Source organism: Paraburkholderia dioscoreae (assembly GCF_902459535.1).
Classification (GTDB): domain Bacteria; phylum Pseudomonadota; class Gammaproteobacteria; order Burkholderiales; family Burkholderiaceae; genus Paraburkholderia; species Paraburkholderia dioscoreae.
The window spans coordinates 1,324,845-1,339,190 of sequence record NZ_LR699554.1; the positions used below are offsets into that span (position 1 = coordinate 1,324,845).

The following is a 14,346-nucleotide window of genomic DNA, read 5'->3' on the forward strand; positions in this document are numbered from 1 at the left end:
AAAGCGGAGCGTTTGCCCTCCAGATGCCCGTCTCGGCGGCGAACCGATTCCGGTGCGCTCCACGAGCCGTGGCTGACGGCGCAGCCAGCCGCGCTATTTGACGGCAGCAACAGGCTGCGCCGCATCCTTGCCCGCCGCCGCCGCTTCCGCCGCCTGACACGTAGAGCACAATCCCTTCAATTCGATTTCGTCGCTCGCGAGCCGGTAGCCCGCGTCTTCGATTTGTGTGACAAGCGCCTGGCGCAGCTTGGGCTGGTGCAATTCGGTGACGTTGCCGCACTGCTGGCAGACCACCAGAATGCCATGCTGACATTGCGTCAGATCGTGGCAGACGGTGAATGCATTGATCGATTCGATCCGATGCACGAGGCCTGCCGACAGCAGAAAGTCGAGCGCGCGATAAACCGTGGGCGGCGCCGAACCGGGATGGATCTGGCGCATCTCGTCGAGCAGCGAATAGGCTTTGGTGGCGCGCCCGGAATTCAGCAGCAATTCGAGCACTTTACGGCGGATGGGCGTGAGTTTTTCGCCGCGTTCGCGGCAATATTCTTCCGCGAGTATCAGGGCGGCTTCCTGCGAATTACCGTGCGCGTGCCCCGGCTCATGAGAGTGAGCGGAGGTGGCTTTTGCGGTGGTCGCGGCGGGCTTGGCGGTCTTCATGCGACGATTATAAAGGCCATCGTGCCACGCCGTGCCGGCGCGCTGTGCGTTCGTTCGTCGTGGCGCAATGGCGCTGCGCGAAAAAGCGGGAGCAAGGGCAGCAGAGCGAGTGGCCGGCGTTTGGGCATACGCAGCCCGATGGCTCGAACCCGATGGTTCAGGTCAGCGGAAAGTCCACATACTTCTTGAACCCCGTACGCGTCGCAATGCGCGAATACCAGCGCTCCAGATTCGGCAGCGGCGGACGCTCGACGCCATCCACGCCGAACCAGCGTTTCGCGTAGGCGCCGATCACAATGTCGGCCAGCGTGAACTTCTCACCTTCGAGGAAGAAGCGCCCTTGCAGATGCGTGTCAAGCATGCGCCACAGCACGGCGACGGCGTTGAAGTCGCTGGCCAGTTTTGCGGTGTCGCGCGCGGGGGCGGGCGTGCGCACGAGCGCCCAGAACACGGGCCGCTCGGCGGGTTGCAGCGTAGACAGCGACCAATCGAGCCAGCGGTCGATGCTGGCACGCGCTTTCGGCTCAGACGGATATAGCAGGCTGCCTTCCCCGTATTGCAGCACCAGATAGCGCAAAATCGAGTTCGATTCCCACAGCACGAAGTCGTCGTCGACCAGCGTCGGAATCTTGCCGGTCGGGTTCATCGCGAGATAGGCGGGTTCGTCGTTGCGGCCGAATTGCAGGCCGGCGTCGATCCGTTCATACGGCAGAACCAGTTCGTCGCAGCACCACAAAACTTTCTGGACGTTGACCGAATTGGTGCGTCCCCAGATCGTAATCATCCGGTAAATCCTTTTCTTGACAGTTGGCAAGCCGCGCCCGTCGCGCGGCGTTCAACCGGTAACGATACACGATGCGCGTGATGTTGCGCGCCGCCGGGCGGCAACCGGCGGCGCCGGGCATGCCGGGCGGCATGTCTGAAAGCGCCGCCGCTACAGGGGTTCGGCAATTGTGCGCGTTGCGTACAATGAGCCCATCCGAATACGACGAGGCACGCATGGCCCGCATTGTTCCCGACGACTGGAAAAGCCTTGCCGCCACCGGCGCGGCGGCCCGCGAGCGCGAAACGCTGGCGTTGCTGGAAGAAGCGCTTCCCGAGGGCTACACCGTCTATCACGGCGTGCACTGGACACGTCTGAACCAGAACTTCTCGGTGTTCGGCGAAGCGGATTTCGTGATCGTCAGCCCGGCCGGGCGCGTGATGATCGTCGAACAGAAAACCGGCTTCCTGCGCGAAACGCCGAAGGGACTGGTCAAGGTTTATCTGCAGACCGAGCGCAACGTGGCGATCGCGCTCGCGCACACCGTCGAAAGTCTGCACCGGCGCTTTACCGCGGCGTTCGGCGCGGGCACGTATTTCATCGAGGAACTGCTGTATTGCCCCGATCACGTCGTCAAGGACACGGCGATTGCCGGCGTGAGTCCCGCCCGGATCGTCGACGCGACGCGCAAGGACCGGCTCGCGGCAATTATCCGCGAAGCCTTGCCGGCCGATGAGCCGCGCCTTGCCAGCGCGCCGAAAATCCACCATTTTTTCGCCGACGAGCTGGCGCTCACGCCCGACGCCAGCGCGCTGCTCGGGCAGGCGGGCACGCTCGTCACGCGCCTGGCAGGCGGTCTCGCGACGTGGGCAAGGCGGCTCGAATTCTCGCCGTTCCGGCTGCGCGTGATCGGCACGGCCGGCTCGGGCAAGACGCAACTCGCGGTGCAGGTCATGAAAGACGCGGTGGCGCGCGGCCAGCAGCCGTTATACGTGTGCTTCAACCGGCCGTTGGCGGATCACATCGCACGCGTCGCGCCGCCCGAAGCGAAGGTGGCCAACTATCACCAGCTATGCGACTGGATCGCGCGCGACGCGGGCCGCGAGCCGGATTTCCAGGCGGGCGGCGTGTCGCCCAATGGGACTTCCCTCGCGGCGTTCGATCAGCTCGAAACGATTTTTGCGGAAACACCGATCGGTCCGCGCTGGCAATTCGACGTGCTGATCGTGGACGAAGGCCAGGATTTCCAGCAGCCGTGGGTCACCGCACTCGAGCGCCTGTTACGTCCAGGCGCCGCGTGGTGGTGGCTCGAAGACCCGCTGCAGAATCTGTATATGCGTGAACCGGTCGCGCTGCCCGGTTGGACCACGCTGACGGAAACCACGAACTATCGCAGCCCGCGTGACATTCTCGATTATGTGCGCGACGTGGTCGGCGCCCCGGTGCCGGTCGCCGCGGCGATCGCGTCAGGCAGCCCGTTCGACGGCTCCGATATTTCGCTCTCCGTGTACGACGAAGCCAGTGCAGCCGAAGGCAGCATCGAGGCGACCAAGCGCGCGATCACCCAGGCGCTCTCGCTCGGCTTTCGCAAGCAGGACATCGTCGTGCTGTCGTTTCGCGGCCGCGAAGGCTCGGCGATGACCGCGCTGGATCACCTCGGGCCGCATCGGCTGCGCAGTTTCACGGGCAAGTACGATATGTTCGGCAACCCGGAGTACCGCGAAGGGGACGTGCTGTTCGAGTCGATCTACCGCTTCAAGGGGCAGGCGGCGCCGTGCGTGATTTTCACCGAGGTCGACTTCGAGACCTTCGACGAACGCATCGCGCGCAAGCTGTTCGTCGGCGCCACGCGCGCGACGATGAAACTGATTGTCGTCGCGTCGCAGCGGGCCGCGCGGCATCTGCATTTGCGCGGCGGCAAGGAGATCAGGGAAGCGAAAGAAGCGTAGGGCCCGGACGCTTCAGACACCCCGGACGCTCAGGTCCACGCACGCGCGCCGACCAGCATGCCGGTTTGCGTATGCGCGTCCCACCAGATCACGCGCAGCAGCGGTGCCTGCTGGGCGATCAGCAACGCCTGCACCGGATCGCTCTCGATGAAATGCGTGACGCCGCCGCGCAATGCGGCCGTGGCCTTGTGAGCGGCGCTGCCGGCGGGACTTTCGTCGTGCGTGTCGGGCGTGCGCATCGTCAGTTGCAGGTGGCCGAAGCCGTGCCGCGCGAGCCACGCCTCGGTGCGCGCGCGATCCATCTCCGGCCGGCCGGTGATGATCGTCCGGACCTGCTGCAGGTCGATGCCGGGCAGCACGTCGAACGGCAGCAGGGCATCGCGCTCGGCGAGCGCGGCGGCCAGATCTTCGTCATAGCGGGCGAGCGGCACGTCGGGCAGCAGAATGCCGTCGAGGTCGATCGCATACGTGGCGTATTCGTGATCGTCCGCCATCGCGGGCGCCTTGCCGGCTTCGACGCGCGCCCAGTCTTCGCGATAACGCTCGGTGTAGGCCTGGCGCTCCCACGGAAACAGGGCGAAGTAGCCGCGCGCGTCGATCGCGTAGTCGGGTTGCGTGCGGCTCAGGTCGTCCACGGCGCCGGTCAGCGTCCTGACCACGAGGCCCTGCTGCTGAAGAAACGCGATGCAATCCGTCAGCGTAAAACCGCGCCCCGCGATGTCCTCGCACAGCAGCACGACCGAGCCCGCGGGCGGGATCGGCAGCGTCGAATCCCAGGCGACCGTGCGCGCCTCGCGATCGTAGCGCAGGAACGCGACCGGCGTGCCGACGGCGTGCGACACCATCAGCGCGAGCGGCGCGCCGCCGCGCAGAATGCCGATCGCCATCGTGAAGCGCTCGGCCAGCAAGGCGGGTTGCAGCGACTCGATCCAGTGATCGAGTTGTTCGTACGTCAGGGGCAAAACCGGCTTGTTCATGACTCGTTGGGCGGCGCGTGGCGCGTGTGGGGCGAGTTTCTCTGGCGCGGGAGCGGCTTGCGGTGCTCGCGCGGCCGCGGCTCCTCGTTTTTGAGACAGAGAATTTTGGCGATATTATGCATGCGGTTCAAAGATCGCGTCGGGGGCAACGGGTGGCGGGCGCGGCGACAGATCGGACCGGGGACTGTCCGGCCACCCACAGCAAGATAGACAACGGAATAAAAAAGCAGATGACCAAGTTGACCGCAGCGGTGAATGGCAGGAAACATGCAATCTGGGCCGCGGGCCTCGTTCTCTCACTGGCCGCATGGAGCGCGCTAGCCCAGTCGGATCCTCCACCTTTATCGCTCGACGTGCGCGGCAAGATCGGCAAGACTACCGATGCGTCGCACCAGACGTACCATTTCACCGAGGCTCAACTGCTCGCACTGCCGGTCCATACGATTACGACCGCGACCACCTGGACGCCGCGCTCCACCTTCACAGGACCGCTGCTGGCGGATATTCTGAAGACGGTCGGTGCGTCTGGCAGCCAGATCGAAATCCACACGCTCGACGACTACACGTACACCATTCCGGTGTCGGACGGCGATCGTTATGGCGTGATCGTCGCATACAGCATGAACGGCCGGCGTCTGAAGATCAGCGACTTCGGGCCGCTGTTCCTCATCTACCCGCGCGATGCGTTCCCCGATGAACTCACGGGCGCCTCGGGCGATTCGAAATTCGTATGGCAGATCAAGGCCCTCATCGTCAGATAGTGCGCCGTCCGTGGCGCCGAGTCCTCTACGTGCTGATCTGGCTGACCGCGCTCGCGGCGCCGGCCGGCGCGATCGGCTACCTGTTGTACGCGAATCTGCTCAACCCGCGCGCCACCGAGCAGTTGACCGGTTCCTACGACGGCTTCTACTGGGACGCCGCGCAGTTGCAAATCGCGTACGCGCGTTTCGAGAATCAGCTGCTGCTGTATCAATCGGGCGGCGACGACGACTATCAGCGGCTGATGCTGCGTTACCAGTTGCTGCAATCGAAACTCCACGTGATGGCGGGCTCGACGCGCCGGCTGACCACGCAGCTCTCGCTGCTGCAAAGACAAATGGACGAAATCCATTCGCTCGACCGGTTGCTGGGCGGTATCGGACCTGAAGTCGATGCGTTGCCGAAGGACCGCGGCGAGGCCAATCGGATCGTCGCGCAACTGCGCGAGCACTGGAACGAGGTCAACGATCTCGCGCTGAGCCGGCGCTTTGCCGACGTCGCCGACCGCGAAGCGATGAACCGCGATTTCATCGACAAGCGCCGCATGCTGTTCGCCGGCGGTCTGTTGCTGCTGTTGCTGTCGGCGGCGGCGACGCTGTTGCTTGTATTGAACGGGCGGCGCCGCACGCGCCTGATGCGTCAGCAACACGCGGCGCTCGAAGCCGAGCACCAGGCGAGCCGCGCGGCGCGCGAGGCCAGTCACGCCAAGGACGCGTTTCTCGGCATGATCAGTCACGAGCTGCGCACGCCGTTGCACGCCATCGTGTCGTCGATCGAATTGCTGGGCTTCAACTATCACTCCGAGGCGGACCGCAAGGTGATCCAGCGGCTCGAAACCGCGGCGCGGCATCTGGAAGCGCAGATGAAAGACCTGACCGACTATGCGCGCCTCGGCGCCGGCAAGCTTGAATTGCGTCACGAACATTTCGAGCCGCGCGAGCTGCTCGCGTCGATCGTCGACGAACATGCGATGTCCGCCGCCGCGCGCGGTCTGCGGCTCGAAAGCGAGGCGAGCGGTGTGGGCGGCCTGGTCGATTCCGATCCGCACCGGATTCGCCAGATCGTCAACAACCTCGTTACCAACGCGATCCGTTACACCGAGACCGGCACCGTGCGGGTGCTGTTGCGGCAGCGGCCGGCGCTGCTGACCTTCGTGGTCAGCGACACGGGGCCGGGCGTGCCGCATGCGCAGATTCCGCTCATCTTCCAGGAGTTCACCCAACTGGACGCATCGCGCACGCGCCGCTTCGAAGGCGCTGGGATGGGGCTGACGATCGTGCAGGGGCTCGTCAAACTGTTCGGCGGCACCGTCGAGGTGGCGAGCAAGGTGGGCGAGGGCACGACGTTCACCGTCACCATTCCGGTCACGCCGGTCGCCGCCGCGCAGCCGCAGGACGTGGCGGCGCGCACCGAGCCTGGCGGTGCGCGTCCGTGCGTGCTGATCGTGGACGACAACCGCCTGATTCGCGAGTCGCTCAGCGAAATGGTCGCGTATATGGATTTCGATGCGCACGCCGTCGCCAATGCCGACGACGCCCTCGCCTGGCTCGACGCGCGCCGCTGCGACGTGGTGTTGCTCGATCTGCATATGCCCGGGCGCGACGGCTATACGTTTCTCGCGGACTTCGCCGCGCGCGGCGGGCCGTCCGCGGGCGTGCCGGTGATCGTGGTCAGCGCGTATGCGCCGGACGAGGGAACGGAGGACGGCGCCGGCTCGCAGCAGCCCTTTTTCGATGCGCTATTGAAGCCGGTCCATTACGAGGAACTTCGCAGCGCGTTGCAGCGGGCTCTGGCTTCGCGGCACACGGTGTGATGCGAAGAAGACCGCTGCTTACGGCCGGTTCAACCGCTTCGACAGATCGGCCACCAGAATCGCCATGCGCGCAGGCTTTTCATAGCACGCGACGTCGTAATTGCGGATCACCTGGCTGATCTCCGATTCGCTGGCCTTGCCAGTCAGCAATTCGCCGGTCAGCACGAAAATCGGCGCGTCCGGGTTTTCCGAGGCGCGCACTGCGCGAATCGCGGCCGCCGAGGTTTGCGAGCCGAACAGCCAGTCGATCACGATACCGTCGAACACCTGGGTTTGCAGTTGTTCGGCAAAGGCCGCCAGCCCATAGATCGCCACCGCCGCGAAGCCGCTGCGCTCCAGATAGTCGCGCAGGTTGTCGGCGCTCGCCTGATCGTCGTCGACCACGGCGATGGTCGGCTTGTCGGTTTCGGCGCGGCGCGGATAGATCTCGATCTTGTGAACTTCGTATGCGCTTTGGTAAAGCGTGCCGTCATGACGCGCCACACGCCATTGCCCGAGCCTGGAATACGCGACGAATTCGGGGCGGCTGCCCGCCTCGAGCGCGGCGCCGACCCAGGCCGTGCAGGCCAGTTCGATTGCGCCGATGCAGAACACGGCTTCCTGGGCGATCGCGCCGACCATGCCCGGATCGAGCGATTGCGCGCCGAACAGCTGGGCGGCCGGCTCGCCGAACACCTCGGCAACCTTCTTGATCTGCGAGAGGGTCCACGGGCTGTTGCCGCGCAGCTTGCGGTGCCCCTGTGAAAAACTCAGGTCGAGAATACGGCACAGCTCCGTGGTCTGCTGGCGCTTGCCGATTCCGTGCCGGCTCATCAACTCGCGCACGCGCTCGGCGACTGCGATGGAGTCAGGTGAGTGTGTTTCGTTGGCCATACTGCGTGAGAATCCGCCGTCTTAAAGGGTACTGGGGAGTGCGATACGACAGGCGCGACACGGCCATGCACATTCGATGCGCATTGACGCGGTTACGCAGGGGACAGCAAATGTACCGTAAAAAGTATCGCAGTCTGTAGTTTTGTTGATCGCCGCCAAGCCCGTTGGTGCAAGAGTCGGAACGGACCGGTTCGGCGATTTTTTTATGCATTTAGCATGAGTCGTATTTTACCGATGAAACCGCGCCGCATCGGCAGAGAAATATCTCTGGCGTGGCGAACGGCCCGGAATGCCTGGCCGGCGGGCATGGCGGCGAGCCTCGCCGCCATGCTCTTCAGGCCTTGAAAATCCGCTCGGCGACCTTGGCCGAAGCCCGCTCGGGCGCTTTCGCCGAAACCCGCTCGGTCGAGCCGGGCGTCCGGCCGATCAGCCGTTGGCCCCCGCTCTGCCTGACGAATAGACGGTGCATCATTCGCTTCCATACGCCGGCGCCAGCCTCGAGCACTACGGCATTGCGAACAGCCGGGCCGCCTGCGAAGATTATGCCCACACTTAAAACCTGCCAGTCCGATGACCACCACTTACCCGCTGCACGCGAACTTCACGCCCGCTGACCAGGTGTTCCCGAAACATGCCGACGTGGTGATTGCCGGCGCCGGCATCATGGGCTGCGCGGCCGCCTACTATCTGGCGCGCCGCGGGCTCTCGGTGGTGGTGCTCGACAAATCGCGGATTGCCGGGCAGCAGTCGTCGCGGGCGTGGGGATTCGTGCGCCAGCAGGGCCGTGAAGCCGCCGAAGTGCCGCTGATGATGGCGGGCATCAAGCTGTGGGAAAAACTCGAAAGCGAGCTGAATTTCGACCTCGAATGGCGTCAGGGGGGCTGTCTCTACGTGGCGACCGGCGAAGAAGACTGGAGCTCGTTCCAGCAATGGATGGACGTCGCGCGCCAGCACGGGCTCGATACGCGCACGCTCGACCGCAGGCAGATCGACACGGTCGTGACCGGCATGCAAGGCCCGGCGCTCGGCGGCCTCTACACCCCGAGCGACGGTCAGGCGGAGCCGCGCCGCGCCGCGGCCGCCTTCGCGGCGCGGGCGGCCGGGGCGGGCGCGCTGTTTTTCGAAGGCTGCGGGGTGATCGGCGTCGAGCGCGCGGGCGGCGCGATTGCCGGCGTGGTCACCGAGCGCGGCACCCTGCGCACTTCGCGCTTCATTTGCGCGGCCGGCGCGAGCAGTTGGCGTCTGCTCGAAACGCTCGGGCTCGAACTGCCGCAGCAGGCCGTGCGCGGCACCTGCATGCGCACCAATCCGCTGCCGCGCATCACCGCGTCGACGTTCTGGGGGCACGGTCTGGGCGTGCGGCAACGCGCGAACGGCGCAATCAATCTGGCCGACGACATGCAGGTCGACGTCGATATGACGCTCGGCCATTTCCGTGCGCTCAAATGGTTTCTGCCGGAGCTGTGGGCGCAGCGCGAGAAATTCAGCTTCCATCTGAACGGTGCGTGTCTGCGCGATCTGCGCGACCGTTTGCCGGGCGGCGTGCTGAAAAACGAACGTGTGCTGCATCCGCGCGATCCGCATCCGCAGCCGAACGAGCGCCACGCGCCGCATGCGCTGAAAAAACTGCGCGCCCTGTTTCCCGCGTTGAAAGACGCGCAGGTGGTCGAATCGTGGGCCGGTCTGATCGACGTGCTGCCCGACGGCATTCCGGTGATCGACGCGCCACCGCAGGTCAGCGGTCTGACGATCGCGACCGGCTTTTGCGGCCACGGGTTCGCGATGGGACCGATTGTCGGCAAACTGCTCGCGGAACTGAACGATGGCGGCGAGGCGTCGCTCGATCTGTCGGCGTTCCGCTTGCAGCGTTTCTTCGACGGCACGATGCAACGGCCTCGCAGCATGCTGTAAAAAACACCCGTCTCAATCCGCTTAAGGCGCGACCAATGAACCAGCCGATCTTGCGCCATGCCGGCGTGCCGTACTACACGCAATGGGGCAGCCCCGAATGGGTTGGCCCGATTGTCGAGCAGCACCGCGACCCTTGCGACGATCCTGAATGGCGGCGTAGCGGCTTCATGAACCCCGAGCGTTACCGCTTCTGGGCTAAACGCCTGTGCGGCCTGACCTGCCTCGAATCCGCGCTCGACTACTGGCGCATCGGCCACGCGCCGCGCGCCGTCCTGCTCGACGAAGCGCTACGGCATGGCGCGTACCGCATGCGCGAGGACGGCGGTGTCGACGGTTTGATCTACCGGCCGTTTGCCGATTGGGTGGCCGGCGCATTCGGCTTGCAGGTCGACGTGCTGCCGCAGGCGTTGCTCGAAGAGATGGCCGCGCGGCTGAACGCCGATACGCTGGCAATCGTCTCCGTGAGCCCCGAGATCCGCTATCCCGACCGGCCGAATCGGCGCCAGGGCGGCCATCTGGTCCTGCTGCACGGACGCGATCGCGACGGCGTATGGTTTCACAATCCGTCGGGCATTGCGCCGCATCAGGCGGATGTGTATCTGCCGTTCGAAACCATGACGCGTTTCTACGCGGGGCGCGGCATGACGCTCAGCATCGCCTCCCAGGCAAGGAGCGATGGGATCGTTCGGTGAACGCAGTGATCAGGCCCGTTTTCTGCTGAGGAGCCTGCACCGACTTCTGCGATACCGGAGCTGCCATGAATCGAGTCTACCTCCTGCTTGCCGCCAGCCTTGTTGTGACTGGCTTTGCCGACCCGGTGAGCGCCGCCAGCCGCGACGAGCAAACCAAGGCCTGCCGTGGCGACGCCATGCATTTCTGCGCCGCTGACATTCCCAACAAAGAAAAGATCACCGCGTGCATGAAGCAGCACGTGGATGAACTGAGCCCGGCGTGCCGCGCCATGTTCAAGGGCGGCAAGAAGGGCGGCGACAAAGATACTTCGCAATGACGGCGAGGTGGTCGGCTTCGCCTTCGGCCGCTTCCACGAAGGGGTCTACCCGAGGCTGTGGTGGTGGTGCCGGCACGACTCTACTTCCACCATAAGGAGCCTGCGATTCGTCCCCAAGCCGGCATGCCGGCCCTGACCGGCTGCCAGTCGGCCAGGCCATTGATCTGTTCACGGCGTTACGCGTAAGCCGCCCATGACTCGCCTCCAGGCGGCGCCCTAGGCGACGGCTGAACCACCCATTGCCTCCCGCCACGTCGCTGCTCTGCCGCGATCCGGCCCCACCGCGCGTCAGGCGTCGTAGAATCGCTTGTCATAGATTCTCCGGAGCTGCCGCGTGCCCGATCTGCCCCATGCCGGAGCCGCGTCTATCGCGCGCGCGTTTGCCGCGCCGTGTCCGCACGCCCTGGCAGCCGCCGCGCGCCCGCACGCGGCTCATTGTCCCATTCACCAACTGTCCGCTGTCGGCGCGCGGCCGCGTCGCCCTGCTCGACCGTCGCACAACGGCGCAGGAAGTTGGCCGCTGGAGCAATGCGCGGCCAGGCGCGGTAGTGGTCGGCCCGGTGCGCGCGTCGCGCGTGCCCCCGTTTTACGAAGACGAGCCGTCTCCGATCGAGGCGGGCGATCTGCTGATGCTGATCCAGTCGTCGCGCCAGCCGAACGAAGCGAGCGTCGCCTGCTAGTCAATTCCAACTCAACCTTTTGCCAAGCACTGGAACAACCTGCCCATGACTCGCCCGATCACGCAGATTTTCGACGCCGCCGCGACCGCGCGGCTGATTCCGTATGCCGCACTCGTCGACGCACTCAAGCGCGCGAGCATCGAGTATGCGCAGCAACGCATCGCGAGTCCCGAGCGGCTCGTCGTGCCGCTCAACGAAGGCGGCATCATGCTGTCCATGCCGGCCACCGCGCCCGACCTCGCGATCCACAAGCTGGTCAACGTGTGCCCGGCCAACGGCCCGCACGGCCTGCCGACGATTCACGGCAAAGTCATGACGTTCGACGCCGACACCGGCGAGACGCTCTTCATCCTCGACGGCCCGATCGTCACGGGACGCCGCACGGCGGCGATCTCGATGCTCGGCGTCGAAACCTTCGCCGCCGCCGCTCCGCGCGAATTCCTGCTGATCGGCACCGGTACGCAGGCGCTCAACCATCTGGAGGCGATCGGCGAGCTGTTTCCCGAAGCGCGCGTGTGGGTGAAAGGCAGTGCGCCCGCGCGTGCCGAAGCGTTTTGCGCACGCCATCACGACAAGGCGCTTGAGGTCCGGCCGTTCACGCAGGACGGCGCGGCGATTCCCGAGTCGGTCGACGTGGTGATCGCGCTGACCACGAGCAGACAGCCGATCTACGACGAAGCCGCGCGCGCGGAGCGTCTCGTGATCGGCGTCGGCGCATTCACGCCCGCCATGGTCGAGATCGGCGCGCGCACTCTCGCCGGGAGCGCGCTTTTTGTCGACGACGAGGCTGGCGCGCGCCACGAGGCCGGTGACTTCATTCAGGCGGGCGTGGACTGGGCGCAGGTCGGCGGGATCGCTTCGGTGCTCGACAACCCGGCGCTGCGGCCGCAAAAGAAACCGGTCGTTTTTAAAAGCGTCGGCTGTGCGGCCTGGGATCTGGCGGCGTGCCGCGTGGCGCGCGAGGCATTGTCAGGCGCCTGAAGGCTTGATGAAAAAGCGTGTGCCGGAAGCATGTAAGGGCAGCCCGTGGGTGTGGCGTGCGCAAGCGCTACGACAGCGGGCGACACAGCGGGCAACACAACGGGCGGCGGCCTGCCGGCGAAAGCCGGAAAAAACCTTCCGGGCAGGCCGTTGATGCCGCAGGTTGGCATATTGCGCCAACCTGCGGCACATGTTGCCGTGCAAACAATCTCAAAACGTTGCACCATAGGCGTTTGTCAGAAAAGAGCGCCGGGCCGTCGGCACGGTGCTTTGCTGCTGTTTTTTTGCCCGCTTTTTTCTGCCCTTCATCCACGCCTTATCCCTCACGACGCTGCGACCGCGCTATGACGACCCACCACGCTTCTGCCACTCCCGACCTGCCGCTCGACATGATCATTTTCGGCGGCACCGGCGACCTGTCGTTTCGCAAGCTGCTGCCCGCGCTCTATATGGCGCATCTGCATTGCAACCTGCCGCCGGAGACCCGCATTCTCACGATCGGGCGCAAGCCCTGGTCGCGTGAGGAGTACATCAACGAATTCATGGAGCAGAAGGCAAAGCCCTTCATCGAAAAGAAAGCGTTCGATGCCGCCGCCTGGGACAAATTTCTGGCGCTGTTCGAATACGTGCGCATGGACGTGGACTCGGTCGAGGACTATCAGCGCCTGAAGGAGGCGTCGCGCGAGGGTGTGCGCCGCGTGTTCTACCTCGCGACGTCGCCGGATCTGTTCACGAACATCTGCGATAACCTCGCAGCGGCGGGACTGGTCGACGGCAACTCGCGGGTGGTGCTCGAAAAGCCGCTGGGCCACGATCTGGCCTCCGCTCAGGAAATCAACACGGCGGTCGGCAAGCATTTCAGCGAAGCGCAGATCTACCGGATCGACCACTATCTCGGCAAGGAAACCGTGCAGAACCTGATGGTGCTGCGTTTCGGTAATCCGATTTTCGGCCCGCTGTGGCAGGCGCCGTATATCAAGAGTGTGCAGATCACGGTGGCGGAAACGGTCGGCGTGGGCAGCCGCGCGGGCTTCTACGACAAGACTGGCGCGCTGCGCGACATGGTGCAGAACCACTTGCTGCAACTGCTGTGCATCGTCGCGATGGAGCCGCCCGTGTCGCTGGACCCGGACGCGGTCCGCGACGAAAAACTCAAGGTGCTGCGCTCATTGCGGCCCATGACGCCGGAAGACATCGCGCGCGACACCGTGCGCGGCCAGTACACCGCCGGCGCGGTGGACGGCGAGGCGGTGAAGGGTTATCTCGAGGAAGACAACGTGCCTGCGGGCAGCCGCGCCGAAACCTTCGTCGCGTTGCGCGCGCACATCAATAACTGGCGCTGGGCGCATGTGCCGTTCTTCCTGCGTACGGGCAAGCGGATGCAGAAGAAAGTGTCGGAGATCGTCATCGAGTTTTCAGAACTGCCTTTCTCGATCATCCCGAACGGGCATAGCGGGCGCAACTACGGCAACCGGCTCGTGATCCAGTTGCAACCTGAGGAGTCGATCCAGTTGCAGGTGCTCGCCAAGGAGCCGGGCAGCGGCATGCATATGCTGCCGGTGAATCTGAATCTGGATTTGCAGCAGGCCTTCACCGAGCGGCGCGCGGAAGCGTATGAGCGTTTGCTGATCGACGTGATTCGCGGACGTCTCACGCACTTCATGCGTCGCGACGAACTCGAAGCGGCATGGGCGTGGGCCGAGCCGATTCTGGCGGGCTGGAGCAAGTCGGGCGACAAGCCGCGCAGCTATACGGCGGGCACGTTCGGGCCGGCTGCATCCACGGCGCTGATGGCGCGGGAGAATGCGGTGTGGGCGGAAGAGTCGCAATAAGATTTTTCTTCAGCGCGGTAGAAAGCCCGCAAATGCCAGCGGGCTAGACAAGACGTAGTTTTACACCGGCCGATTCGATGCGCATATCCAGGCCGTCGAGAACGAAAGAAAGCCCGCATGAGCGGGCTTTCTTATTCCA

General features: G+C 64.9%; 14 protein-coding genes. 9 read left to right on the forward strand and 5 right to left on the reverse strand.

Annotation, left to right across the window (positions count from 1 at the left end; translation table 11 throughout):
* Positions 1-93: 93 nt before the first annotated feature.
* Positions 94-660, reverse strand: coding sequence for a Fur family transcriptional regulator (locus tag PDMSB3_RS26160; RefSeq protein WP_007176926.1), 567 nt, complete (start codon positions 658-660; stop codon positions 94-96).
* Between the two features lie 157 nt (positions 661-817).
* Positions 818-1,444 (reverse strand): glutathione S-transferase family protein, encoded by a 627-nt coding sequence (locus PDMSB3_RS26165; RefSeq protein WP_007176927.1) that lies wholly within the window; start codon positions 1,442-1,444, stop codon positions 818-820.
* 215 nt (positions 1,445-1,659) lie between these two features.
* Between PDMSB3_RS26165 and PDMSB3_RS26170 the strand changes: the two genes are divergently transcribed.
* Positions 1,660-3,372 (forward strand): ATP-binding domain-containing protein, encoded by a 1,713-nt coding sequence (locus PDMSB3_RS26170; protein ID WP_007176928.1) that lies wholly within the window; start codon positions 1,660-1,662, stop codon positions 3,370-3,372.
* 29 nt (positions 3,373-3,401) lie between these two features.
* On the opposite strand, the gene PDMSB3_RS26175 is transcribed toward PDMSB3_RS26170, so the two are convergent.
* Positions 3,402-4,349 (reverse strand): phosphoribosyltransferase, encoded by a 948-nt coding sequence (locus PDMSB3_RS26175; RefSeq protein WP_007176929.1) that lies wholly within the window; start codon positions 4,347-4,349, stop codon positions 3,402-3,404.
* 230 nt (positions 4,350-4,579) lie between these two features.
* Between PDMSB3_RS26175 and PDMSB3_RS26180 the strand changes: the two genes are divergently transcribed.
* Both PDMSB3_RS26180 and PDMSB3_RS26185 read left to right on the forward strand, forming a co-directional pair.
* Positions 4,580-5,110 (forward strand): molybdopterin-dependent oxidoreductase, encoded by a 531-nt coding sequence (locus PDMSB3_RS26180; RefSeq protein WP_007176930.1) that lies wholly within the window; start codon positions 4,580-4,582, stop codon positions 5,108-5,110.
* Positions 5,080-6,921 (forward strand): hybrid sensor histidine kinase/response regulator, encoded by a 1,842-nt coding sequence (locus PDMSB3_RS26185; RefSeq protein WP_035516569.1) that lies wholly within the window; start codon positions 5,080-5,082, stop codon positions 6,919-6,921. Before PDMSB3_RS26180 ends, PDMSB3_RS26185 begins: the two co-directional genes overlap by 31 nt.
* Positions 6,922-6,939: 18 nt before the next feature.
* Here the strand turns inward: PDMSB3_RS26185 and PDMSB3_RS26190 are convergent, their stop codons facing one another.
* Both PDMSB3_RS26190 and PDMSB3_RS26195 read right to left on the reverse strand, forming a co-directional pair.
* Positions 6,940-7,794 carry a helix-turn-helix domain-containing protein gene (locus PDMSB3_RS26190; RefSeq protein WP_165188177.1) on the reverse strand — a complete coding sequence of 285 codons (855 nt, stop codon included), beginning with the start codon at positions 7,792-7,794 and terminating at the stop codon, positions 6,940-6,942.
* Between the two features lie 334 nt (positions 7,795-8,128).
* Positions 8,129-8,266: a hypothetical protein gene (locus PDMSB3_RS26195; protein ID WP_157187693.1), complete on the reverse strand. Its 138-nt coding sequence runs from the start codon at positions 8,264-8,266 to the stop codon at positions 8,129-8,131.
* A gap of 98 nt (positions 8,267-8,364) precedes the next feature.
* On the opposite strand from PDMSB3_RS26195, the gene PDMSB3_RS26200 reads away from it, so the two are divergent.
* The 6 genes from PDMSB3_RS26200 (at position 8,365) to zwf (ending at position 14,207) form a co-directional block, all read left to right on the forward strand.
* Positions 8,365-9,705 carry an NAD(P)/FAD-dependent oxidoreductase gene (locus PDMSB3_RS26200; protein ID WP_007176933.1) on the forward strand — a complete coding sequence of 447 codons (1,341 nt, stop codon included), beginning with the start codon at positions 8,365-8,367 and terminating at the stop codon, positions 9,703-9,705.
* Between the two features lie 35 nt (positions 9,706-9,740).
* Positions 9,741-10,397 (forward strand): C39 family peptidase, encoded by a 657-nt coding sequence (locus PDMSB3_RS26205; protein ID WP_165188179.1) that lies wholly within the window; start codon positions 9,741-9,743, stop codon positions 10,395-10,397.
* 65 nt (positions 10,398-10,462) lie between these two features.
* Complete coding sequence (locus PDMSB3_RS26210; RefSeq protein ID WP_007176935.1) at positions 10,463-10,714, forward strand: hypothetical protein; 252 nt, start codon at positions 10,463-10,465, stop codon at positions 10,712-10,714.
* A 350-nt stretch (positions 10,715-11,064) separates the two neighbouring features.
* Positions 11,065-11,394, forward strand: coding sequence for a hypothetical protein (locus PDMSB3_RS26215; RefSeq protein ID WP_035516574.1), 330 nt, complete (start codon positions 11,065-11,067; stop codon positions 11,392-11,394).
* A gap of 45 nt (positions 11,395-11,439) precedes the next feature.
* Positions 11,440-12,375, forward strand: a complete 936-nt coding sequence (lhpI, locus tag PDMSB3_RS26220; RefSeq protein ID WP_007176936.1) for a bifunctional Delta(1)-pyrroline-2-carboxylate/Delta(1)-piperideine-2-carboxylate reductase — start codon at positions 11,440-11,442, stop codon at positions 12,373-12,375.
* A 344-nt stretch (positions 12,376-12,719) separates the two neighbouring features.
* Positions 12,720-14,207 (forward strand): glucose-6-phosphate dehydrogenase, encoded by a 1,488-nt coding sequence (zwf, locus tag PDMSB3_RS26225; RefSeq protein ID WP_007176937.1) that lies wholly within the window; start codon positions 12,720-12,722, stop codon positions 14,205-14,207.
* Positions 14,208-14,346: the final 139 nt, after the last annotated feature.

Excerpts from the sequence above, each read along its gene's own strand:
- PDMSB3_RS26175 (WP_007176929.1), bottom strand. The coding sequence starts at position 4,349 with ATGAACAAGCCGGTTTTGCCCCTGACGTACGAACAACTCGATCACTGG.
- zwf (WP_007176937.1), top strand. The coding sequence starts at position 12,720 with ATGACGACCCACCACGCTTCTGCCACTCCCGACCTGCCGCTCGACATG.
- PDMSB3_RS26165 (WP_007176927.1), bottom strand. The coding sequence starts at position 1,444 with ATGATTACGATCTGGGGACGCACCAATTCGGTCAACGTCCAGAAAGTT.
- PDMSB3_RS26170 (WP_007176928.1), top strand. The coding sequence starts at position 1,660 with ATGGCCCGCATTGTTCCCGACGACTGGAAAAGCCTTGCCGCCACCGGC.
- PDMSB3_RS26180 (WP_007176930.1), top strand. The coding sequence starts at position 4,580 with ATGACCAAGTTGACCGCAGCGGTGAATGGCAGGAAACATGCAATCTGG.
- PDMSB3_RS26200 (WP_007176933.1), top strand. The coding sequence starts at position 8,365 with ATGACCACCACTTACCCGCTGCACGCGAACTTCACGCCCGCTGACCAG.
- PDMSB3_RS26210 (WP_007176935.1), top strand. The coding sequence starts at position 10,463 with ATGAATCGAGTCTACCTCCTGCTTGCCGCCAGCCTTGTTGTGACTGGC.
- PDMSB3_RS26195 (WP_157187693.1), bottom strand. The coding sequence starts at position 8,266 with ATGATGCACCGTCTATTCGTCAGGCAGAGCGGGGGCCAACGGCTGATC.
- PDMSB3_RS26205 (WP_165188179.1), top strand. The coding sequence starts at position 9,741 with ATGAACCAGCCGATCTTGCGCCATGCCGGCGTGCCGTACTACACGCAA.
- PDMSB3_RS26160 (WP_007176926.1), bottom strand. The coding sequence starts at position 660 with ATGAAGACCGCCAAGCCCGCCGCGACCACCGCAAAAGCCACCTCCGCT.
- PDMSB3_RS26215 (WP_035516574.1), top strand. The coding sequence starts at position 11,065 with ATGCCGGAGCCGCGTCTATCGCGCGCGCGTTTGCCGCGCCGTGTCCGC.
- PDMSB3_RS26190 (WP_165188177.1), bottom strand. The coding sequence starts at position 7,794 with ATGGCCAACGAAACACACTCACCTGACTCCATCGCAGTCGCCGAGCGC.
- lhpI (WP_007176936.1), top strand. The coding sequence starts at position 11,440 with ATGACTCGCCCGATCACGCAGATTTTCGACGCCGCCGCGACCGCGCGG.
- PDMSB3_RS26185 (WP_035516569.1), top strand. The coding sequence starts at position 5,080 with ATGGCAGATCAAGGCCCTCATCGTCAGATAGTGCGCCGTCCGTGGCGC.